Source organism: Micromonospora aurantiaca ATCC 27029, from assembly GCF_000145235.1.
Taxonomy (GTDB): Bacteria; Actinomycetota; Actinomycetes; order Mycobacteriales; family Micromonosporaceae; genus Micromonospora; species Micromonospora aurantiaca.
In genome coordinates this window covers 4,694,557-4,716,100 of record NC_014391.1, presented here as the reverse complement: position 1 = coordinate 4,716,100, position 21,544 = coordinate 4,694,557, and the positions used below count along the sequence as shown (strand labels likewise).

Genomic DNA, 21,544 nt, shown 5'->3' with positions numbered 1-21,544 from the left:
ATGAACCTGACCGACCGGGTGGTGGTGATCACCGGCGGGGCCGGTGGGATCGGGGCGGCCCTTGGCCGACGGTTCGCCGCCGAGGGCGCCGCCGCGATCGTCCTGGCCGACCTGGCCGCCGACGCGGCCCGCGCCGCAGCCGACGCGATTGGCCCGGTGGCCAGCGGCGTCGGGCTCGACGTCACCGACGAGGCGGCGGTACGCGCGCTCGTCGAGGAGACCGAGCGCCGCCACGGCCGGATCGACCTGTTCTGCGCCAACGCGGGCGTCGCCACCGGCGGCGGCATCGACGCGCCCGACGCGGACTGGGACCGGGCGTGGCGGGTGAACGTGCTCGGGCACCTGCACAGCGCCCGCGCGGTGCTGCCGGGAATGCTCAGCCGGGGCCAGGGGCACCTGCTGCTCACCTGCTCGGCGGCGGGTGTGCTCACGGCGGTCGGGGACGCCCCGTACACCGCCACCAAGCACGCCGCCGTGGGTCTCGCCGAGTGGCTGGCGATCACCTACCGGGACGCCGGCATCCGGGTCAGCGCGCTGTGCCCGCAGGGCGTGGACACCCCGATGCTCGCCGACGGCCTCGCCGAGGGGCACCTGGGCGCCCGGGTGATCGCCGCGTCCGGGGCGATCCTCACGCCGGACCAGGTCGCCGACGTGGTCGTGGCCGGGCTGGCCGAGGAGCGGTTCCTGATCCTGCCGCACCCAGAGGTGGCCGACTACGCGCGGCGCCGCGCCGAGGACCCGGACGGCTGGCAGGCCGGGCTGCGCAAGCTCGTCCGGAAGTTGCGCGCCGCCGACCGCTGAGCCCGGCCGTCGCGGCGGTTCCCTCGGGCGTGGCGGGCAGCACCGCGGCAGCGGGCCGCGCGCCGAGGCCCGGCCGGTCCGGTCAGCGGCGCCACCGCAGCGGCCCCGGGTGGACCGTCCACAACAGTCGCCCCCACCGGGAGCGGGCCGAGCGCAGCGCGTCGCCGAAGCCCTGGCTCAGCCGTGCGGCCCGCTCCGCCTGTTCCGGGGTGACACTGCCCGGCGCGAATCCCGCCTGGTTGAGCAGGGCGGCCAGATCGTCGACCGCCGCCTCGTCCGGGCCGCCGGCCGCCGCACCCTCCCCGGCCCGGTCCGTGGGACCGGCCGCGCCGTCCCCGGGCCGGTCCGTGGGTCCGGCCGCACCGTCTCCGGACCGCGCCGCGCGGGCCTCGGCGAGCGTGCGGCGGGCCCGCTCGGCCACCTCCGCCGCCGCCAGGTCCGGCCCGGCCGGGTGCCCGGCCAGCCGCAGTGCGTCGGTCAGCTCCCGCCACGCGCCCGCGACCCGCTCGCCCGGGTCGGCGGCGTCCAGACGGGAGCGGGTCAGCCGGCGGCGCGCCGCGTACAGGGCGGCCAGCACCGTGCCGACCAGCAACGCCAGCCCGCCGACGCCGCCGGCGACCAGCACCGGCGTCCCGAGCCCGCCGTCGGCCCGGCCGGGCGCGGGCGCGGCGGCCGGGGGCGTGACGCTCGGCTCTTCGGTGGGCGCGGGCACCTCCGACGGCGGCGGGTCCTCCGGCTGCGGCCGGAAGTCCTCCTCCACCGGGCGGGGCTCCTCATCCGGACGGGGCATCGGGTCGAACGGCACCCAGCCGACACCGTCGAACAGCACCTCTGGCCAGGCGTACGCGTCGGCGGCCCGCACCGGACCGTCGCCCTTGGGCTCGAACCCGACGACCACCCGGGTCGGCAGGCCGGCGAGGCGGCCGAGCACGGCGAACGCGGCGGCGAACTGTTCCGAGGTGCCCCTCTGCCCGCCGCCGTTACGCGGTCCGAACAGGAAGAACGCCAGGTTCGGGTACGCGTGCCCGCTCGGCGCGTCGGCTGTCACCCGGTAGTGCTCGGCCAGGAACGTGGCGATCGCGTCGGCGCGCGCGTACGGGGCGCCGTTCGACTCGGCGAGCTGGGTGGCGAGCCGGCGCACCGGCTCCGGCGCCCCGTCGGCCACCCGCAGCACCCGGGCCACCTCGTCCCCTGCGGGCACGTTCGCGGTGGGCAGCAGGTTCGCGTCCGGGCGCTCCCGCACCGACGACACCTCGTACCGCAGCCCCGGCGCGAGCCCTTCCGGGCGGATCAGCGTCCCGGTCGCCGGGTCGTACGCCACCCGCGCGCCCGTCACCTCGCGCGGCGTGGGCACCGCCGGCAGCAGCCGCCCGGTCAGGTCGCCGACGGTGATCTCCTGGCGCACCTCGTCGGTGGCCGCGTCCGGGGCGGGCTCGGCGGCGGGCAGGATCCGCCCCGCGTTGCGGTACGTGGCGCCGACCCGCCAGGTCACCCCGTCGTAGTCGCTGAGCACCGCCAGCCGGATCCGCGGCGACCCGCCGTCACCCGCGCCCGCGACCGTGCGTACGTCGAGCAGCCGCTGGTCCGGGTTCAGCGCCCACCCGGAGATCCGGATCAGCGGGTTCTCGTCCAGCGACTCCACCCGGGGCGGCTCCACGTAGCGGCGCGGGTCGACCGGCCGCTCGTCGACCTGGGCGGCCACCACCGGGGCGAGCAGCGCCGCCAGCGCCACCACCACTGCCAGCCCGGCCGCGCTCGCCGCCACCAGCCGCAGCCGCACCGCCGCGCGTACCGCAGGAGTGAGACCGGCGACCGGATCGGGCGCCGGGCCGTCGCGGCGCGCGGGCGTCGCCAGGCCGGCCGCCGCGACTGCCGCGAACAGCACCGTCGGGCCGATCGCCGGATCCGCGTTCGGCCCCACCACGTAGAGCGCGCCGGCGTACAGCAGCGCCGGCGGCAGGTAGCCCAGCAGCACCCGCCCGGTCCGCAGCGCCACCTCGGCGGCGGTCAGCCCGGCCAGCCACGCCGCGACCACCGGGACCAGCACGGTGTCCGGCGCCGGCTCGACCGGGATCATCGCGGTGAGCAGCCGCGGGATCGCGTTGCGGGCGGCGTCGGCGGCCACCTCGCCGAGCCCGCCCGGTAGCGCCGCGTGCGCGGCGGCCAGCCGCAGCGACAGCAGCGTCCATCCGGTCAGCGCGGCCACCGACAGCGGCGCCACCAGCCAGGACGGCAGCCGCCGCGCGGCCACGCTGACCAGCACCGACCCGGCCGCCGCACCGGCCATGAGCCGGGTCAGCAGCGGGTCCGCGTACACCCGGCCCAGCACCACGCCGCAGAGCGCGACCAGCACGATCAGCGCGGCCGGGACCGGCGCGGCCCGCAACGCCCGGACCGCCCGCTCCGCCGCCGCTCCGGTCCGCGGCGGCGTCACCACCGGCGGACCCCGTCCCACTCGGCGGCGAACGCCGCGCCGTCCGCGGCGTCCAGCACCGTGAGGCCCGCCGCGCCGGCCGCCGTGGGCCCGTCCGCGCCGAACATCCCGACCACCACCGACGGGTACGCGCCGCGCAGCGCGCCGACGTGCCCCAGGTCGTCGCGGCCACCCGGCCCGGTCAGGAAGACGAGCGTGTCGCCGAGCCGGTCCCGGCGCAGTCGCCCGGTCGCGGCGGGCAGCACGTCCGGCCCGGCGTCCGCCAGCTCCACCGCGGCGAGCCGGTCCAGTGGCCCGGCCGCACCGGCGGGCTCCACCTCGGCCGGTACGACGAGCAGCATCTGCACCGGCAGGTCCTCCCGCACCGCTGCGGCCACCACCGACGCCGCCGCCTCGCACGCCGACTCGAACGACTCCGCGACACCGCCCGCGCGGTCCGGGTGCGCGGACGCACGGTTGTCCAGCACCACCACCAGGCGCGGCAGGCTGGTGTCCACGTTCTCCCGCACCATCAGCTCACCCACCCGGGCGCTGGTGCGCCAGTGCACGCGGCGCAACTCGTCGCCCACCACGTACTCCCGCAGCGAGTCGAACGTGATCGACCCGTGCGGCACGCTGTCGGTACGCCCGTCCAGGCTGCGTCCGGCACCCGTCGGCACCGCGGAGAGCGGGTGGATGCGCGGATGCACCCACACCGGCACGGTGCCGCCGTAGCCGCGCGCCAACGCCACCAGGCCCAGCGGATCCCGGCGCACCACCCGCAGCGGCCCCACCGGCACCACCCCACGCCGGTGCGTCGGCACGTCGTACCGCACCACAGTGTCCCGGCCCGGACGCAACCGCAGCAGCGGCACCGGCACCAGCGCCCCGGCGCAGCGGTCCTCGGCCACCAGGTTCGCCGCCCGCAGCCGCGCGCTGTTTCGCACCGTCAGCTCCATCGCCGCCGGCTCACCCCGGGCCACCCGGTCCGGGTCGGCCCGCCGCTGAACGCTCAGCCGGGGCCGCCAGGCCGCGTTCACCACGGCGTAGCCGACCGCCACCGCGGCCGCCGCGCCGAGCACCGTCAGCTCCGGGTACGCGTACCGGAACCCCACGCCGAGCAGCACCAGGGCGGCGACGAGCAGCCCGATGCCACGGGCGGTGATCCCCACGCTCAGCCGTGCACCGCTGTGGCCTGGCCCGACGGCAGCGGCACCGGCACCGACGCGACCGCCTGCCGCAGCACCTCGGCGGGTGTGACACCACGCACCTGCGCGTCCGGGGTGAGCAGCAGCCGGTGCGCGAACACCGGCTCGACGAGCGCCTTCAGGTCCTCCGGCATGATCCAGCCCCGGCCGTCGATGAGCGCGTACGCGCACGCCGCCCGGGTCAGCGCGATCACCCCGCGCGGGCTCACCCCGACCCGAACCTGCGGATGGGTACGCGTCGCCGCGGCCAGCCGCACCGCGTACGCGTAGAGCGGCTCGGCGATGTGCACCCGCCGGGCCATCTTCACCATCTCGCCCACGGTGGCGGTGTCGGTGACGGCGGTCAGCGAGTCGGGGGAGCGGACCGTGGCGCCGCGCAGCACCTCCACCTCGACCGCCTCGTCCGGGTAGCCGACCGACAGCTTCACCAGGAACCGGTCGAGCTGGGCCTCGGGCAGCCGGTACGTGCCGTCCATCTCCACCGGGTTCTGCGTGGCCACCACCAGGAACGGCTGCGGCACCGGATGCCGTACGCCGTCCACCGTGACGGTCCGCTCCTCCATCACCTCCAGCAGCGCCGACTGCGTCTTCGGCGACGCCCGGTTGATCTCGTCGGCGATCACGATGTTGGCGAACACCGGCCCCGGGTGGAACTCGAAGCCCCGGCTGGCCTGGTTGAAGATGGTCACCCCCGACACGTCGGAGGGGAGCAGGTCCGGCGTGAACTGGATGCGCCGCCACTGCCCCTTCACCGTCGCCGCGACGGCACGGGCCAACGTGGTCTTGCCGACGCCCGGCACGTCCTCCAGCAGCACGTGCCCCTGCGCGAACAGCGCGGTGAGCGCCAGCCGCACCACCTGCGGCTTACCCAGCACGACCGCGTTGACGTTGTCGGCCAGCCGGGCGGCCAGGGCGGCGAAGCCCTGCACCTCCGGCTGGCTCAGCGGTTCGTGCGTGTTCACGGATGCGCCTCTCGGACGGTGCGGTCAGCAGGCGGGCAGCACGTTGAGGTCGTCGCCGCCCTCCAGGTTGAGCCAGGCCCACGGGATGTACGTCTTGCCCTTGTACTCCACCTGGACCCACCAGGTGCTCTGCTTGTTGTTGTTGTAGATCCAGGCGTCCACGTCCTCGCCCTTCACCTTGCAGTACGTGCGCAGCCGCCGGCCGTCCGGCACCCAGCCGGCCTGACGGTCGTTGTCCTGCCGCGGGACCTCGAAGATCTCGTTGCCGTTGCGGCCCGGCACGTCCCTGTCGCAGTACGTCCGCTGGTCGCCGTCCGGACCGTTCTTGCACGTGGCGACGCCGTACACCGGGTCGGTGGTCTGGGCGCGGGAGGCGGTGCCCTTGCCGGCGGCGTTTGATGCGGTCAGCGTCACCGTGTACGCGGTACCCGGCGTCAGCCCGGTCACCCGCAGGCTGGAACAGCTTCCGGTCGCCGTCTTCCCGCCGGTCGCCGCCGTGCAGGAGGCGCGCCCGCCGCCCGCGTCCACAGTGAACGTCACAGTCACCGACGTGGCGTCCGCCGACGAGCCGGTCACCGTGATCCGGGGCTCGGCCACCGTCCGCGCGGTGGTGCTCGCCTCCGGTCCCGGCCCGGCCTCGTTCACGGCCTTGACCTTCACCGTCACGTTCTGGCCGTTGCCCAGGCCGCCCACAGTGGCCTGCACGTCGGTCACCTCGACCGACTTCCCGGCGGCTTCCACCACGTACTTCGTCACCGGCCGGCCGTTGTCCACCGCCGGGGACCACTGCACCGCGATCGTGCCCGGCTGGTCGGCGACAGTCGACGCCCGCAGCTCGGTCGGTGCCTTCGGCACGGTGAACGGCACCACAGTGTTGCTCACCGGAGACGCCTTCGACCCGGCGCCCTTGTCGCTCACCGCGGTCACCGTGAACGCGTACTGGGTGCCGTACTCCAGTTGCCCGGCCGGCACCACCAGCTCCGTCTTCGCCGACTCGCCGGCCGGGGCGCTCGCACCGGCCGAGGTCGCCGTCACCGCGTACTTCGCGATCGTGTTGCCCTGGCCGTCGGCCTCGGGCCAGCTCACCCGCACCGTGCCGTCCGGCCGCGCCTCGGCGGTCACCGACGCCGGCGGGTCCGGCACCTCGGCGGTCGGCACCACCGGGTTGCTGCGCCGCGGCGGCCCCTCACCCTTGGCGTTCACCGCGTGCACCGAGAACGTGTACGTCTCACCGTTGGTCAGACCGGTGACCTCCAGCGCGCGCTGGTTCGCGCCGACCTGGTGGGTCTGACCGGCGCCCTCCACCACGTACCGGGTGATCTCGGCGCCGTTCGACGCGGCGGCCTGCCAGCTCACCCGCGCCGACGCGTCACCGGCGGCGGCGGTGACCGACTTCGGTGCACCCGGCTTGGACACCTTCGGCTTCTTCGGCGGGGGCGGCGGCGGAGCCACCGGCGGCGGGTCGCCGCCCAGCACGTCGTTGGCGTACTTGTCGACCTCACGCACCTGGTTGCGGTCGTCGACCACCTGCGCGGTGGACGAGTCCGGCGGGTTGATGAACAGGTGGTTCTCTCGCACCTCCAGCTCGACCGGGCCGGGCCGGCCGGAGCCCTTGACGGTCTGCACGAGCTGACCCTCGGCGTCGAAGGCGTACACCGTGCCGGTGGTCTCGTCGGCGCAGTAGAACCGGCCTGCCCAGGCCACCGCCGGGCTCAGCCGCGCGCCGGTGCCGGGCACCGTGAACCGCTTCACCTCGCGGCTGTCCCGCACCACGTGCACCGACCGGTCACCGGGGACCGTGACCGGCACCTGCGGCCCGCTGGTACGCGTCGGCAGGTTCCCCGGCGCGCTCATGCTCAGCTCCGCCCGCTGGGTCTGACCGCCGACCACAGTGACCAGCGACGCCGAGGTGCGGTCCAGCACGGCGACACCCTCGTCCAGCGTGGACACCACCAGCTCGTGCGCCGGCTCGGCCACGTCGTACGTCTCGACCAGCTTCGGGCTGATCCCGGCCGGTGGCGCGTCACCGGGCGTCTCCGGCAGCTCGGCGGCGGTCACCGCCGAGACGGTGCCCTCGCTCGGCACCGCGACCCACAGCTTGCCGGCACCGTCGAACGTGCCGCCGGTGATGCCCGGCGGGTAGCGGACCGGCTCGCCCACCGGCGTCAGCGCCCGCGGGTCGAGCTGCCGGACGATGCCCTGCACCGCGTCCACCACGAACGCGGAATCCTCGTGCAGCGCCACGCTCACCCCGAACCCCGGCGCGGTCGGCGTCGTCGCGGTGATCTGCAACGTCGCCAGGTCCAGCGAGCTGACCCGGCCGGTGTTGAGGTCGCGCAGGATCAGCAGCCGGTCGGTCTGCGCCACCTGCATCTGGTGCCGCCGCCCACCCGGCACCTCCATCCGGGTGTCCACCCGCGCGGTGACGCCGTTGACCCGGGCCAGCTCGCTGCGGGTGGTGCTCCACAACCAGGACGACGCGTCGAAGCTCGCCACCGCGTTGTCGGCCGCGCCCAGCCCGAGCACCGTGAGGCCCATCGCGGCCAGCAGCGCGGCCACCGTGCCGATGGTGACCAGCCCGCCCCGCATCCGCGACCGTGGACGAGCCTGCTCCGGCCCGGTGCCCGTGACGTCCTCGATGGTGGTCACTGCCGGCTGCCTCCCCGTGTCGGTGGGGGAGAGACGCCGAGCACGGCCGACCCTCCCCAGAGCCGGGAGCCATCATAGGTGCCGTCCGGAGCCGGTGAAACCCGCACCGTCCTCCTGTGGACACCGAGCGTGTCGTCCGTGGACGCTCAGTTCGGCGTGCCGCCGCCCTCCCGGTCCGTGCAGACCTGACCCGAGGTGGCATACGAGTCGGTCGAGTAGACAGCCAGCACCGTGAAGCAGTAGTCCAGCTTCGCGCTCAGCCCGTTCACCGTGTACCGGGTCTGTCCGGCGTCCACAGTCGCCATCACCCCGAGCTTCTGCCCGGCCCGGCCACCCGCCACCACGAACGGCACCCCGCCGTTCGTCGGGTCGGTCCAGGTCACCGTCACTGTGGTGGTGTCGTCGCGTAGCTTCAGGTCCCCCGGCGGCGGCCCGGCCACCTTCGGCGACGCGGCGCCGGACGCGGGCACGGGAGCCGGAGGCGGCGCCGCCTCCCGGTTCAGCAACACCACGCCGACACCGACCGCAGCGACCACCGCGAGCACCGCACCCCCGACCACCAGGGCCAGCACCGTCCGGTTGCGGCCGTGCTCCGGTTCCTCCGTCTCGGGGTACGCAGTCGGCGGCTGGTGGAACATCGGCGGGGTCGCCGGCCACGCGCCCTGATCCGGCTGGGCCGGCGGCTCCGGTCGGGTGGACTCGGGGAAGTCCAGCAGGTCCTCGTAGATCGTCATCGGCCGGTTCGGCTCCGGCGCGTCCTGCTCCGGTTCGCCTGCCGCGTCGGCGGGCGCCGGCTCGTCATCCTCCGGCTCCGGGTCGGTGGGCCGGTCGACCGGCTGGGACGGGGCGGCGCTGCTCCACGGCGGCGCGACCATGCCCCACGGCGGTACGGAGGAACCGCTGACGGGTGCCGCGCTGACCGGTGCCGCGGGTGGTCCGCTGACCGGCGGTGGATAGGTGCCGGGGGGAGCGCTCACCGGTGGGTGTCCGGCGGGCGGCGCGCTGACCGGCGGTGGGTAGCCGGGTCCGGGTGGTCCGCTGATCGGAGGGCCCGGAGGCCCGCTGACGGGTGGGGCGGGTGGTCCGCCTGCCGGCATCGGGTAGCCGGGTGCGGGTGGTGCGCTGATCGGCGGCGGATAGGCGGGCGCGGGTCCGCCGGCCGGTGGCGGGTAACCCACTGCCGGTGCGGCGCTGACCGGCGCGGCGGGCGGGCCGCTGACCGGTGGCGGGTAACCGCTTACCGGAACTCCGCTGACCGGGTAGTCGGCCGGTCCGCTGACCGGCTGTCCGGGAGGGCCACTGACCGGGTGCGTGGGCGGCGCGCTGACCGGCGACGTCGGGGGTGATCCGGCGGGCGGTGTGCTGACCGGCGGTGCGCTGATGGGTGCTGGGTTGACGGGTGCGGCACTGACGGGCACGGCGCTGGTGGGCGGTGGGCTGATGTGGGGTGCGGCGGGCAGCGGTGCTCGGCCTGCCGGAGGCGCACCGGCGTCGGGCGTGCCGAGGGTGCCCGACGCGCCTGCGGAGGGGGCGCCCGGATGCTTCACGCTCGCGGCGGCGTCGGTGACCGGTGCACCATCCGAGCCGCCTTCACTCGTATCCGACGGGCTCACCGGCGGTCCGCTGACCGGGGACGTGCTCAGCGGTGGCGCGCTCGCTGCGGGCGCGATCATCCCGGTTGAGCCGGCCGAGGGCGTGTTAGCAGGGGATTTGCTGGCCGGTGGTGCGCTGACAGGGGGTTCGTCGGCGGAAGCGGTCGCTGCGGGGTTCGCCGAAGCGTCGCGTGCTGCCTTTGCGGCGTTGCGTTCCGCCTCCTCTTCCAGCAGCGGGCCGATCTGCTGCACCTGGATCGTCGGCTTGTCCCAGCCCGGTCCACCGGGGACGGGCGGCACAGTAGTGGCGCTGGCTCTGCTCGTCTCGGTATCGGCCGGGTCCGTATCGGCAGTCCGATCCATATCGGCGGCTCGGCTCGTATCGGCGCGTGGGGGAGCGGGGACGGCCTCGGTCGTCGGTGTCGCCCGTTGGGCCGGTGCCGGTCGGGGCGCCACGGGGGGTGCCGCTGGGGTGGCAGTAGCCGCAGCGGATTCCGCCACCGGCTGGAAAACCGGCACCGGAGGCGCCGTCGAGCCCGCAGTGGTGCCCGGTGGCGGGGCGGACGGGGTCGACCCCGGCGCGGGGACCGGCGGGGCGACCGGAACGGCCGGCAGTGGTGGCAGGACACCGCGCTCCGTCGACGGCACGCGCGGCGCCGGCGGGAGGACGGTCGAAGGTGGCGGTGGCAGGACTCCCGATGGCGTCCGTGACGCAGGCGGAGTGCCTCCGGTGGAGGGCGGCGTCTCGACGACCGGCGTTGCGGGCGGGGGCGGGATGACCGGCGGGGGCGGTAGCGGAGACGCGCCGACTGTCCCGGGCATCTGTGAGGGCGGCGTAACCGCCTTACCCGGCGTCTGCGGCGAGACGCCGACAGTGCCGGACGTCTGCGGCGGGGCGCCGGCAGTGCCGGGTGTCTGCGGGGACGGTAGCGGTCTCCCAGCGGTGCCCGGCACCGGCGGAGGCGGAATCGGAGGCGTGCCGGCCACGCTCGGCGCCGGTGGTGGCGGGACTGGAGGCGCGCCGGCCACGCTCGGTGGTGGCGGGACCGGACGTGCGGGGGCGGACGGCGCCGAGACGGGCGCGACACGCGCTGCGGCGGCCGAGGACGCCGGGCCCGGCATCGGAGGCACCGCCGGCCTCGCGGGTACCGGCGCGCCGGCCGTGGGTGCCGTCGTCGGCGTTCCCGGCGTTCCCGGCGTTCCCGGCGTTCGCGGTGTTCCCGGGGTTGCCGCCGGGGCTCCGGGGGGCGGCGGGGGCACGGACATGCCGGAGGTCGCCGGGTCCAGGGGTGCGGCAACGGGGACGCGGGGCGGTACCGGCGTCACGCCGGGAGCGACGGCCGGTCGACCGTAGGTTCCCGGCGGAAGCGGGGTCGCACCTTGGGCCGGTGGAACCGCGGTCACGCCCTGAGCCGGCGGAACCGGGATGACGCCTTGAGCCGGGGCCAGCGGGCGGACACCGGGAATCTGCGGGGCTGTCCCGGCAGTCGGCGGCGTCGCTGGTGCGGTGGGTTCGACGGGAACTACCGGGAACCGGGAGGTGGCCTCCTCCGTGATGGGCGCGAACCGGGTCGTCGCCTCCGAGGCAGCCGGCGAGGGCGGCGCCCACGGACTCGCGGGTCCGCTCGGCCCGGCGGCGGGAGGGTGGTGCGGCGGGGCAGGCGCCACCGGGGGCGGAGGGATGATCGGCGCGGACTGAGGTGGCTGCCCGGCGTGGGGCGCATGCGGTGCCGGGCCCGGGTGGGGAGCCCACTGTGAGCCGGGTACCGGCGGATTCGCTGCGGGCGCACCCGGGGCGACGGGCCGGGGCGGTGCCGGAGCGTGTGGGTGCTGCGGTGGGACAGGCCGCAGCGAGACGGTGGGTTCGGACACTCCGTGCCCGGGGTACCCGGAGGAGGCGGGACCGGGTTGGCCGGGCCGGACCGGGCCGGGGCTCCCGGGCAACGCCGGATCGGCATGTCCGGGCACTGACGGATGGGGGTGCCCGGGACGGCCCGCATTCGGGTATCCGGGCGGGGGCGGAGCGGGATGCGGTGCGGCAGCGGCGGCGGAGCCGCCGGGGGAGGGGCCATAGCCTGCGGGAGCGGCGGCGGAGCCGCCGAGGTACTGGCGGGCTGCGCGTACCGCGGGGTGGTCCGGACCGAGCACGGCGGACCCGGCGGTCGCCACGCGGCTGTAGTTGCGGCGGGCCTCGTGCCGGTTGCCCAGCTCCTCGGAGACCCCGGCGAGGTCGAAGCTGAGCGCGAGCATCAGCGGGTCGGCCTCGCCGCGGCGGCGCTCTCCGGCCGCGTAGGCCTCCTCGAGTACGCGCCGGGCGGCGGCCGGGTCGTCGGCCTCGCGGTGCAGCCGGGCCAGCAGGTGACCGGTGGCCAGGACGTCCTGGTGGTCCTCGCCGTACGCCGGGCGGGCCGCGATGATCGCGTCGGCGAGCAGGCGGCGGGCGCTTGTCAGGTCACCCGCGGCGCGTAGCGCGAGGGCCTGGTGTTGAGTGGCGATCAACGGGGAGGGGTGGGACACGTGAGCAATGCTGCCCGGAATCGCCTGTTGCGCGCTACCCACACGATCGTTGTGGCCGCTGACCTGCGCAAACGTGCCGCGCTGGAGCTGATGTGCATGATCGTTCCGGGCCGTGTACAGTAATGCCCCGTGCGGCCCGCCGGGCCGACCGATGCGGTGAGTAGCTCACATTGGTCGACCGGGTAGGCTGGTACGTGCAGGTCCGGGTGGCGGAATGGCAGACGCGCTAGCTTGAGGTGCTAGTGCCCGTATAGGGCGTGGGGGTTCAAGTCCCCCCTCGGACACCAGTACGTGTCATGTGTGGCACAACAACGTAGCGGTGGTCAAGCATGCTTGACCACCTGTCAAATCCCTCCTACGCCGCCTCCGGCGTTACTCCCAGTGACGGGTCGCGAGGTACGGCGACGCGCCGTACCTCGTTAGTGATCCCCGCCGTTGTGATGCCCGGCCAAGCGGCTCGCGTACGCAGCACGCCTGACTCTCCCGCAGCGGCCATGAGGCGGCCTCCGCTGCCACTTCCGACTCTTGCCGTCGCACGCAGCCGTGCAGACGTCTATGGCCTCGTGACCCTCAATTCGCGGGGTCGGATCGCCGATCAGGCCACGATGAAGGTTCTCGATTGGGCTCCCGGGCTACGAGTGAGTATCCGGGAGCGCCATGGGCTGATCGTCGTGTCAGCTGATGAGCAGGGCGTCTTCAGTGTCACAAAAGAAGGACACCTTCGGTTGCCCGCAGTGGTTCGCCAGTGGTGTGGCCTTGCCGCCGGCGACCGGGTTCTTATCGTGGCTGAGCCGGCTTACCGTCGATTGGTTGTACACCCGCCAGCGAAGCTCGACGAGATGATCACGCAGGCCCATGGCGCGGCGTTCGGGAGCGGTCATGAGTGATGGCGCAGCGAATCGTGCTGAGGTGGACGCTGCTCGGCTGCTTCTTGCTCGGATGGGTATATCGCCTGCTGATCTCTTGGAAGCTGCCGTGGCTCGGCCTCCGGCGCCGACCTTCGCAGAGTACGTCCCCGTGGTGGCTGCAGCGGTTACGGCAGGTACTCGGCGTGCCTACGGCTCTTACTGGAAGCGCGTGGTGGAGCACTGGGGGCAGCGAAGGCTCGATGAGCCCACGCCGTCGGAGATCGAGCAGTTAGCGGAGTACGTCAAGGCGCATGTCGTATCTCGACGGAATGCCCGTGGAGGTCGGAGCGCGGCGGAGCACCTGATTGCCGCCTTGCGCTGCCTGTATAAGAGAGCGGTCGCCGATGGGTTGATCGCCGCTGGGTTGCGTCCACGGGAGTGGTGTACGACTTGCCCGTGATGGGCGTGTTGCGTAGATGAGAGACGGCCATCGCGTCGATCCTTCAAGACGACCAAGTCAGAGAAGGAGAAGAGGACGCGATGGCCGCTTCAGAGAGTGTGAACCCTGTTGACCTGCTGCGCGAGCAGATCGAGGGCGCGTCGTCGGACGTGTTGCAAGCGATGATCAAGACGTTCGTGCAGGCGGTGATGTCCGCCGAGGCCGACGCGATCTGCGGCGCCGGGTACGGGCAGCGCAGCGATGAGCGGGTCAACTCGCGCAACGGTTACCGGCCTCGGGAATGGGACACCCGCGCCGGCACGATCGACCTGGCGATCCCGAAGCTGCGACACGGCAGCTACTTCCCGGAGTGGTTGCTGACCCACCGGCGTCGGGCCGAGCAGGCCCTGGTCTCGGTCGTGGCCACGAGCTATCTGCTGGGGGTGTCGACTCGGCGGGTGGAGAAGCTGGTCGAGCAGCTCGGGATCCGGCAGCTGTCCAAGTCGCAGGTCTCGGAGATGGCCGCGCATCTGGACGCGCAGGTGGAGGCGTTCCGCAACCGACCCTTGGACGCCGCCCACTACACGTTTGTGTGGATGGACGCCCTGACGATGAAGGTCCGCGAGCACGGCCGGACCGTCAACGTCCACGCCCTGATCGCGGTTGGGGTCAACGCCGACGGCGGCCGTGAAGTGCTGGGCCTGGACGTGGCCTCCGACGAGGACGGCGCCGGCTGGTTGGCGTTCCTGCGCAGCCTGACCGCCCGAGGCCTGTCCGGTGTCCGCCTGGTCATCTCCGACGCCCACGCCGGCCTCGTGGCCGCGATCGGGGCGGCTTTGCCGGGAGCTTCGTGGCAGCGGTGCAGGACCCACTATCTGCGCAACCTGCTGACGAAGGTGCCCAAGTCGGCGCAGCCGTGGATCGCCACCCTGGTCCGCACGATCTTCGACCAGCCCGACGCCGACGCTGTCCGCGCCCAGTTCGACCGGGTCGTGACCACGATCGAAGCGAAGTTCCCGGCCGCGGCCGAGCACCTCGACGCCGCCCGCGACGACCTCCTGGCGTTCACCGGCTTCCCCCGCGAGATCTGGCGCCAGATCTGGTCGAACAACCCACAGGAGCGGCTCAACAAGGAAATCCGCCGTCGCACCGACGTCGTCGGGATCTTCCCGAACCGGGCGGCGATCATCCGCCTCGTCGGCGCCGTCCTGGCCGAGCAGACCGACGAGTGGACCGAAGGACGCCGCTACATGGGCCTCGAACTACTCGCTAAAGCCCGCCTGATCACCATCGACACAGACCAACACGCCACCGACCAGACCGACCCGACCTCGATCGCCGCATAACATCAGACCGGATCACGCGATGGCCGTCTCCTACACCACCAGCGCGGACGCGACCCGCCGCTGCGGACAACCCTGCGTCGAAAGTGGCAAAGCCACGGCGCCTCCCGAGTACACGACGGGCGGTGGCGGATACGCGCCTGGCCGAGATCAACGAGGTCGCAGCCAGCACAGGCGACGATCCGGCGCTCGACACCTTGCTCTTGCGGCTGCACACCGAGACAGCGTGTCGGCGCGGTGGGGCGCTGGCGCTTCGTCCAGCTGATCTGGACCCCGACCAATGCTTGATCTTGCTTCGGGAGAAGGCGGACACAATGCGTTGGCAGCCAGTTTCGCCGACACTAATGCGTTATCTGCAGCGGCATGCTGAGGAGCGGGGGGCGACACAGACAGGGCAGCTGCTGCGCTACCGGAATGGCCAGCGCATCACGTACCGGCGATACGACTATCTATGGGTACGCATCGGCGAGCATCTGCCCTGGGTTTATGTGCAACAGATCAGCACGCACTGGTTGCGTCACACAACGTTGACGTGGGTCGAAAGAAACTTCGGCTATGCTATCGCACGAGCCTACGCCGGTCATTCGGAAGGTGGCGGTGATGCTGGTACTACGGCTACCTACGTGCGAGCGACATTGCAGGAGATTGCCACGGCTCTGTCGGCGCTTACCAACGAGCCCCATCCTTTGAGCTGATCTTTGGGTGGGTGGGGCTCAGTCCGTCCGTAAGGCTGGGTCCCACCGCGGTTGAGCCCACCGCCTTCTCATACTGCAGACGATGAGCGAGGTCGACGGCATCGCGCTGGCTGTCGTGCTCAGATCGGCGTGCGCAGGTGGGTGCGACGACACCGAACGTGCCCCAACGTCGCGCATCGACGAGCGCCGGGACTCAACCACGGCCGGGAGTTCCACAGACTTCGCCCACAGGTCTCGACCGGGCCTGGCGCGGCCGATGCTGGTGACGCTGCGGGCGCATGGCTACGCGAAGCGGTGCGACGCAAGCCGGTACGGGATGATGGCGACGTGGCCCTCCTCGACTACGACTTGCACAAGCTGGGTTGGCGCGCCTTCCAGGATCTGTGTGCGGTGATCTTGCAGCACGTTCTCGGGCAGACATTCCACACATTCGCCGATAGCAACGATGCCGGCCGTGACGGCGCTTTCCATGGTCATTGGGCAACTCAGGCGACGATCGGGCTGTCGGGGATCGGCGCGAGCACCGCGACAGTCGCGCAGTGCAAGTTCAGCGTTCACGGTTCCGGGACGCTCACGCCGTCGATGCTCAAAGACGAGATCGCCAAGGTCAGGAAGCTGCGAGCACGGGGCCTGTGTGACGCCTATCTACTCCTTACTAACCTCGCGGTTACGGGGCAGACAGAGGCATGGCTGAAGGAACAACTCCACACCTATGGTGTGCAGCAGTGCCTTGTCCTCGACGGTCGATGGGTTTGCCAGCAAATCAGTCAGCGTCCAGACCTTCGACGGTATGTGCCGCGCGTTTATGGGCTGGGCGATCTCGGCAAGATCCTGGACGACCGGCGCCTGCGCCAAGCTCGCGCCTTATTGAGTCGGCTGGAGGCGGACCTCGCGACATTCGTGCCGACGGAGGCGTACCGACGTGCCGCAGACGCGGTGGCCGAACACGGGTTTGTTCTATTACTGGGCGAGCCGGCGTGCGGCAAGTCGACAATCGCGGCGACGCTTGCGATGGCCGCTCTTGACAACTGGGGGTGCAGCGTCCGCCGGGTCGACTCAGCGGATGAACTTGTCGCCGCGTGGGATCCGGACGAACCTCGCCAACTGTTCTGGGTCGATGACGCCTTCGGTGGCATTCGCCACGATGCGGCCCTCACCGACGGTTGGTCGCGCCGGATGGATCAGGTGATGACGGCCGTGGGTCAGGGTGCTCGCGTGATTCTGACCAGCCGCGACTACATCTATCGCGACGCTCGACCCTACCTAAAGGAGTACTCTTACCCACGGCTTCGGGAACGCAAGGTGGTCATCGACGTCACGGACCTTACGGCCGCGGAGAAACGGCAGATTCTCTATAACCACCTTCGTGCGGGTGACCAACCCCGGCAGATCCTCGAACAGTGGCGTCCTCATTTGCGTCGCGCCGCAGCGGTCGCGCGGTTCCAGCCAGAAGTCGCCCGCCGCCTCGCGTGGCGTGCCTTCACCCGCCGTATACGTCTGACCACCGAAGACGACCTTGTCCGGTACGTCGAGCGTCCGGTTGCGTTCCTGAGTGATGTCCTCCGCCAGCTGGAGCCCGGCCCCCGTGCGGCACTCGCGTGCGTCTACCTCTCAGGTAACCAACTCCCAGCGCCGGTCCACTTCACACCAGCGCTTGCGGAGGCCGTGACTCGGCTCGGCGCAACTGAACACGACGTCTTGCGCGCTTTCCCAACACTGGACACCACGTTCCTACGACAGGCTGCCGACACGCACGGCGACCCGGTCTGGCGATTTCGTCACCCGACAATCCGTGAGGGGTTCGCCGCTGTCATCGCCGAAGATGTTAACGCCGTAAGCGTATTTCTTGATGGCCTTGATAACGACGAGTTGTTGCAGCAGGTCGACTGCGGCGGCGCACCCACACGGGGCACGCTCGTCCGTGTGCCCGCCAGCCTGTACGCGCGTGTTATCCCTCGAGTGACTGTCCCGGCTGCAACTACAGTGTCCTTCACTAACCCATTTGCTGAGTTCTTGTTGAACAGGTGCTCACCGGCCTTCTTGCGCGCGTGGGCAGCACAGCACGAGCAGGATCTCGATCACCTGACGCGATTCGGTGGATATATCGACGCCCACTGGGAGCCACGGGTCCTTGGCCGGATGCAGGAGGCAGGGGCGCTACCTGAATCGGTCCGCAGGAAGGCGGTCGAGCGACTTGAGGAGCTGGCCCTCGATATGCTCGACAGTGGGTGGGTGAAAGAGCCGGTCTGTCGGCTTTTCACCGACACTGAGCGTGAAGATCTGCTTGAACGCATTCGTGACGAGGTCCTGCCAAACCTTGAATACGAAATTGACATGTCGGGCGACGGTTACTCGGATGATGTCGAACCAGAACACCGGTACTCAAAAGCCAAGGACGCAATCGCCGCCTACAGGCGGGAGTTTTCGGGCGACCCGCGGATTGGTTCGTTGCTCGACGACGCAGAACGATACTTGGCGGAACGAATCGACATGGCCGAAAGTGATTTCGAGCCGTAGGCGTCCTCGCGACTTGCAGAACGCTCAATCTCAGATCTCAGTACGCTCGGCCGGCGAGACGAGTTCGACGACGTTGCAGAAGGCAGATGATTTCCAGCGGCGGGCACCAGAGATCGAAAGCGCAGCGACCCATGTGCCACCACACAGCCTTATGCGGGTCGATGTGAGCGACCTGTGTGCCCTGGGGTCAGGGCCGTGCCTGAGGGAGGACGGAATCGACCGAAGTAAGGCCGATACCTGTGCAGCGGTCCACCCATGCCTCTCCGCCTGACTTGAGCTCGTTCGGGCTGTACGAAGCTGAGCACGTCCAACCAGCCGACACCGGGATCGGTGACGACGGGGTCGTGTGGCCCTCTGTCACCACGACCCGGCCGGACCTCGACGCGCTGGTCACAACCCGCGACTCCGAGGCCGCCGATCTGCACGGCCGCGTCGCCGTCAGCCAGGCGAAGGGCGCGGTTGCCGCCGCCCGGCAGGAGCAGCGTGCTCTGCCGCCGGCGGTCGGACGTCCGGGTGTCAGCCGACCGCGGCCGGCTGACACGGGCTACAAGGACGGCGCCGTCGACAAGATCGCCGCTGCCCGTCGACGGCTCGACGAGGCTACCGGCGGATTCGACCGGATCTCCGGGGACGTGATCCGCGAGATGCAGCAGCTCTTACCCGCCCGCCACGACGACCTCGACGGGCTGTTCGACCAGACGCGCCGCTGGTGGGATCTCGTCCTCGTCCCTCTGTTCCGGCCCAACGCGCCGGCTCTGGTATGGCCAGGACGATGCTGGTCCTGGGTGGCTCCCGGGCTCGTGCCCCGCTTGAGGCCCGTCGTGCGCGGATCCGTCAGTCGTCGTCGAGGTCGGCGAACCGTAGCTCGGCCGCCGCCTCCGCCATGGCCGCGTCGTCGTAGTCTGGCAGCACCCGCTCTGGCATGTGCACGTCGGCGTCCGGGTCGATGCCCTCGGAGTTGCCGATCAGGTCCAGCAGGAACTCCTCGGCGCCGCGCAGCAGCACCGGGTCCTCGGTCCAGAAGCCGAACTCGAGGCTGCGCCGTGACGATGCAGTGAAGTTTGCCGATCCGATCCACAGCCGCTTCGGCGTGAACGCGGTGACGTCGGCCGGCCCGAAGTCGTCCTCGTCGTGCTCCCAGAGGCGGCCGAGCAGCGCGAGCTTGGCGTGCAGGATCGGCGGCATCGAGCCGTTGGTGCCCGCGCCCTTGCGGAAGCCGATCGTCCGTACGGTGGGGATCACCTCATCCCGGTCCGGCAGTGACCACCCGGGCCCGATCACCGGGGCCTTGCCGTCCACCAGGGAGGTCAGCTGCTCCAGCGGAGGGAAGTAACAGACCGGGAGGCCGGGCGTGCGGGCGTTGAGGTCGTCCAGGCGGCGCAGCTTGTACGGCAGGTCCGGCGGCTGCACGTGCTTGTCACGGGACTGCTTGCTGACCACCACGCAGGCCGCCTCCAACGCATCGAGCTCGTCGAGCAGCTCTGGGTCGTCCATCCACATCGCGCAGCCCAGCAGCGTGGTCCCGTGCCCGCGGTACTGCTGCCACCGCTGCTGGCGGTGTTCCCGGAAGTCCCGGATTCCCTGCACCAGGCCTGCCAGCACGTCACGGCCGAAGAATGCCTGGTTGCCGGCCAGGCCAACGTCGAGCACCCGGTCGTACCACTGCCTGAACTCCGGTCGCGCCTCCTCGTCCACCACTCCGGCAGGCTAGAACTCTGCCGGTCAGGCCATCCGAGTGGGGCTGGATGCACGGTTCCGCAACCTTTGCTGCCGCCGATGGAAGCCCGGCACGCTGCAGGTGCGCGGCTGACGCGTCGTAGCACCGTCACGGGCTGGTCGAGCCGTACGCTGCGCGGGGTGAGCAAGGGGAAGAAGCAGCGGGCGGCGAGCCGCGGCGGGACCGTTGCGGTGTGGCGCGAGGTGCTGGGTATCCCGGCCGGCGGGAAGGTACCGAAGCCGGGGGGCTCGGGTGGCGCGGCCGGCGGCGCCGGGGCGAACCGGGGCGGGGTGCGCAAGGCCAAGCCGACCGAGTGGCGAGGGCGCTATACCCCGGACGTGAGGGTCACCATCGAGCAGGTCCGGGCTCTGACGTGTCCAGGTGCCTGGCGGGCCCCGGCAGGCCATGCCGCAACCAGACGGGCGGGGCCTTATCGGCCGGCCATGCCGCTCGCTAAACCCTCGCCCAGCGCGCTGAGGTCAAGCGCCTGCGTGGCCGCCGCCACGATTCCGAACTGCTACTGCCGCGCGACGAGCACCAGCAGTTGGTCGCCCGCGCCGCACGGGCGCGGCAGGAGCGAGAAGCCCGCATCGACCCCGCCACCGGCAGGAAGGTGCTCTCGGTCGCCGCTGCGTTCACCCGCGACCACACCGCCCGTCCCGGGCAAGCCTGGTGCCCGGCAGACCGGCGGTACCGCCGGCGACAAGCCCTCAAGCAGGAACTAGCAGCTGCTCTGTGTGGTATGGGCCAGTTCTCGTCGGACAGCCCGGATCCCGTGGGCGCGCCATGGATTCCCCTGACCTCGCCGACCCGCCGCCGCCGGAGCCCGAGTAGGTCATGGTTCTCGCTGGGCCACGGAGAATCAAGAGGCACCGCGCTTTTCGGTGAGCTCTTCGAATGGCTCGATCGAGCACAGCACTCGTCGAGGACGCGGAGCGCCCTGGAGGCGGTGCAGGACCACACCAGCAGCATGGACGACTGGGCCGCCGATTGGGAGGACGGCGACACCTATGTAGCGCCCCTGACAGGGACGCCAGCAAGGGCTTCGAGGTCGGGTAGCCGGGATCGGCCGGAGCGGGGCATGCCTTCCCGCTCCGGCCGGTCAGAGCAGCGAACCCACCGTTTCCTCCGACGGATCGAACAGGCGCCTGATCGGCTGCTGCAGCCTGCTCACGGCGATCGCCAGATCAAGGACCTTGGCTCTGGTCGCCGGTGGCTGAACTGCGCCCCCGCCCTTCGTCCTGCGCGTGGTCCGCAGGTCAATCAGAGTCTCGTAGGTCGCCATCAGCACGTCGGCCGCCTCGGTTACCACCTGGAGGGCGTCCTTCAGTCCTACCAGCCCGTCCGCGAGGTCGTCGGCCAGCGCGGTGAGCAAGTTTCCATGAATCATCGCCTGTGCCAGCTGTCCCTTGAGACCGTCGTCGTCGGGTAGGAGCCCCTCGATCGCCTGCAGGACGAGGATCGCTGCGGTTTGCTTCACCTCGTGCCCGATGCGGCGTACCCGGTCGAAGGTGGTCTCCTGCGGAGGCCTCAGGACATCAGCGTGGGCGTGGGCGAAGAGCTGATTGATCAGAGCATCGTGCCGAACAAAGGGGGTGCTGTCGACATTATCCGGGGTGTCGTGGTGGGCGTCGCCGGCGAGCACGGCGGCCAAGCCAGTCTCAACGTCGAATCCGCTCACGGGCTGTTCGGTGAATCGGTGGTAGTGCTCATCAAGAAGGATTTCCCGGAGACCCGCCTCAACGTCCCATGTCGCCTTGATCCGGCGCTGAATGTCGTCCAGCTCGGCGCGAGCAGCCGCAGTGAGCTGGTCCAGGGCCTCCGTGGCGTTGTCGTTCATGAT

Annotated in this window: 12 protein-coding genes, 1 tRNA gene and 1 pseudogene; 5 read left to right on the top strand and 9 right to left on the bottom strand. The window is 71.7% G+C overall.

Annotated elements, in window-relative coordinates:
• Nucleotides 1–801: an SDR family oxidoreductase gene (locus MICAU_RS20710; protein ID WP_013287291.1), complete on the top strand. Its 801-nt coding sequence runs from the start codon at nt 1–3 to the stop codon at nt 799–801.
• Nucleotides 802–883: 82 nt separating this feature from the next.
• On the opposite strand, the gene MICAU_RS20705 is transcribed toward MICAU_RS20710, so the two are convergent.
• The 6 genes and pseudogenes from MICAU_RS20705 to MICAU_RS33690 form a co-directional block, all read right to left on the bottom strand.
• Complete coding sequence (locus MICAU_RS20705) at nt 884–3,238, bottom strand: transglutaminase domain-containing protein (protein ID WP_013287290.1); 2,355 nt, start codon at nt 3,236–3,238, stop codon at nt 884–886.
• Nucleotides 3,232–4,386, bottom strand: coding sequence for a DUF58 domain-containing protein (locus tag MICAU_RS20700; RefSeq protein ID WP_013287289.1), 1,155 nt, complete (start codon nt 4,384–4,386; stop codon nt 3,232–3,234). Before MICAU_RS20700 ends, MICAU_RS20705 begins: the two co-directional genes overlap by 7 nt.
• Before the next feature lie 2 nt (nt 4,387–4,388).
• Nucleotides 4,389–5,384: an AAA family ATPase gene (locus tag MICAU_RS20695; RefSeq protein ID WP_013287288.1), complete on the bottom strand. Its 996-nt coding sequence runs from the start codon at nt 5,382–5,384 to the stop codon at nt 4,389–4,391.
• A gap of 24 nt (nt 5,385–5,408) precedes the next feature.
• A complete protein-coding gene (locus tag MICAU_RS20690; protein WP_174361805.1) occupies nt 5,409–7,973 on the bottom strand; it encodes a fibronectin type III domain-containing protein in 2,565 nt (854 codons plus the stop codon).
• Between the two features lie 206 nt (nt 7,974–8,179).
• Nucleotides 8,180–9,010, bottom strand: a complete 831-nt coding sequence (locus MICAU_RS20685) for a fibronectin type III domain-containing protein (RefSeq protein WP_244879784.1) — start codon at nt 9,008–9,010, stop codon at nt 8,180–8,182.
• Nucleotides 9,011–11,968: 2,958 nt separating this feature from the next.
• Nucleotides 11,969–12,142: pseudogene (locus tag MICAU_RS33690) on the bottom strand (hypothetical protein); the annotation flags it as partial.
• A gap of 200 nt (nt 12,143–12,342) precedes the next feature.
• On the opposite strand from MICAU_RS33690, the gene MICAU_RS20670 reads away from it, so the two are divergent.
• Nucleotides 12,343–12,429 (top strand) — tRNA-Leu (locus MICAU_RS20670).
• A 387-nt stretch (nt 12,430–12,816) separates the two neighbouring features.
• Here the strand turns inward: MICAU_RS20670 and MICAU_RS32520 are convergent.
• Complete coding sequence (locus MICAU_RS32520) at nt 12,817–13,023, bottom strand: hypothetical protein (RefSeq protein ID WP_157547418.1); 207 nt, start codon at nt 13,021–13,023, stop codon at nt 12,817–12,819.
• A 507-nt stretch (nt 13,024–13,530) separates the two neighbouring features.
• Between MICAU_RS32520 and MICAU_RS20665 the strand changes: the two genes are divergently transcribed.
• The 3 genes from MICAU_RS20665 to MICAU_RS20660 all read left to right on the top strand — a co-directional run bounded on the left by MICAU_RS20665 (nt 13,531) and on the right by MICAU_RS20660 (nt 17,984).
• Nucleotides 13,531–14,775 carry an IS256 family transposase gene (locus MICAU_RS20665; protein WP_013284934.1) on the top strand — a complete coding sequence of 415 codons (1,245 nt, stop codon included), beginning with the start codon at nt 13,531–13,533 and terminating at the stop codon, nt 14,773–14,775.
• A 122-nt stretch (nt 14,776–14,897) separates the two neighbouring features.
• Nucleotides 14,898–15,467: a site-specific integrase gene (locus tag MICAU_RS32045; protein ID WP_244879640.1), complete on the top strand. Its 570-nt coding sequence runs from the start codon at nt 14,898–14,900 to the stop codon at nt 15,465–15,467.
• A gap of 327 nt (nt 15,468–15,794) precedes the next feature.
• Entirely contained in the window at nt 15,795–17,984 is a 2,190-nt protein-coding gene (locus MICAU_RS20660; protein WP_013287281.1) for an nSTAND3 domain-containing NTPase, read from the top strand.
• A gap of 834 nt (nt 17,985–18,818) precedes the next feature.
• On the opposite strand, the gene MICAU_RS31550 is transcribed toward MICAU_RS20660, so the two are convergent.
• On the bottom strand, nt 18,819–19,682 hold the full coding sequence (locus MICAU_RS31550; RefSeq protein WP_013287280.1) for a hypothetical protein: 864 nt from the start codon (nt 19,680–19,682) through the stop codon (nt 18,819–18,821).
• Nucleotides 19,683–20,803: 1,121 nt separating this feature from the next.
• Nucleotides 20,804–21,541 (bottom strand): hypothetical protein, encoded by a 738-nt coding sequence (locus MICAU_RS20650; RefSeq protein WP_013287279.1) that lies wholly within the window; start codon nt 21,539–21,541, stop codon nt 20,804–20,806.
• Nucleotides 21,542–21,544: the final 3 nt, after the last annotated feature.

Bases quoted from the DNA above. Each gene is read 5' to 3' on its own strand.
- MICAU_RS20710 (WP_013287291.1), top strand. From the start codon at position 1: ATGAACCTGACCGACCGGGTGGTGGTGATCACCGGCGGGGCCGGTGGG.
- MICAU_RS20690 (WP_174361805.1), bottom strand. From the start codon at position 7,973: ATGCGGGGCGGGCTGGTCACCATCGGCACGGTGGCCGCGCTGCTGGCC.
- MICAU_RS32520 (WP_157547418.1), bottom strand. From the start codon at position 13,023: ATGACCGCTCCCGAACGCCGCGCCATGGGCCTGCGTGATCATCTCGTC.
- MICAU_RS20665 (WP_013284934.1), top strand. From the start codon at position 13,531: ATGGCCGCTTCAGAGAGTGTGAACCCTGTTGACCTGCTGCGCGAGCAG.
- MICAU_RS20650 (WP_013287279.1), bottom strand. From the start codon at position 21,541: ATGAACGACAACGCCACGGAGGCCCTGGACCAGCTCACTGCGGCTGCT.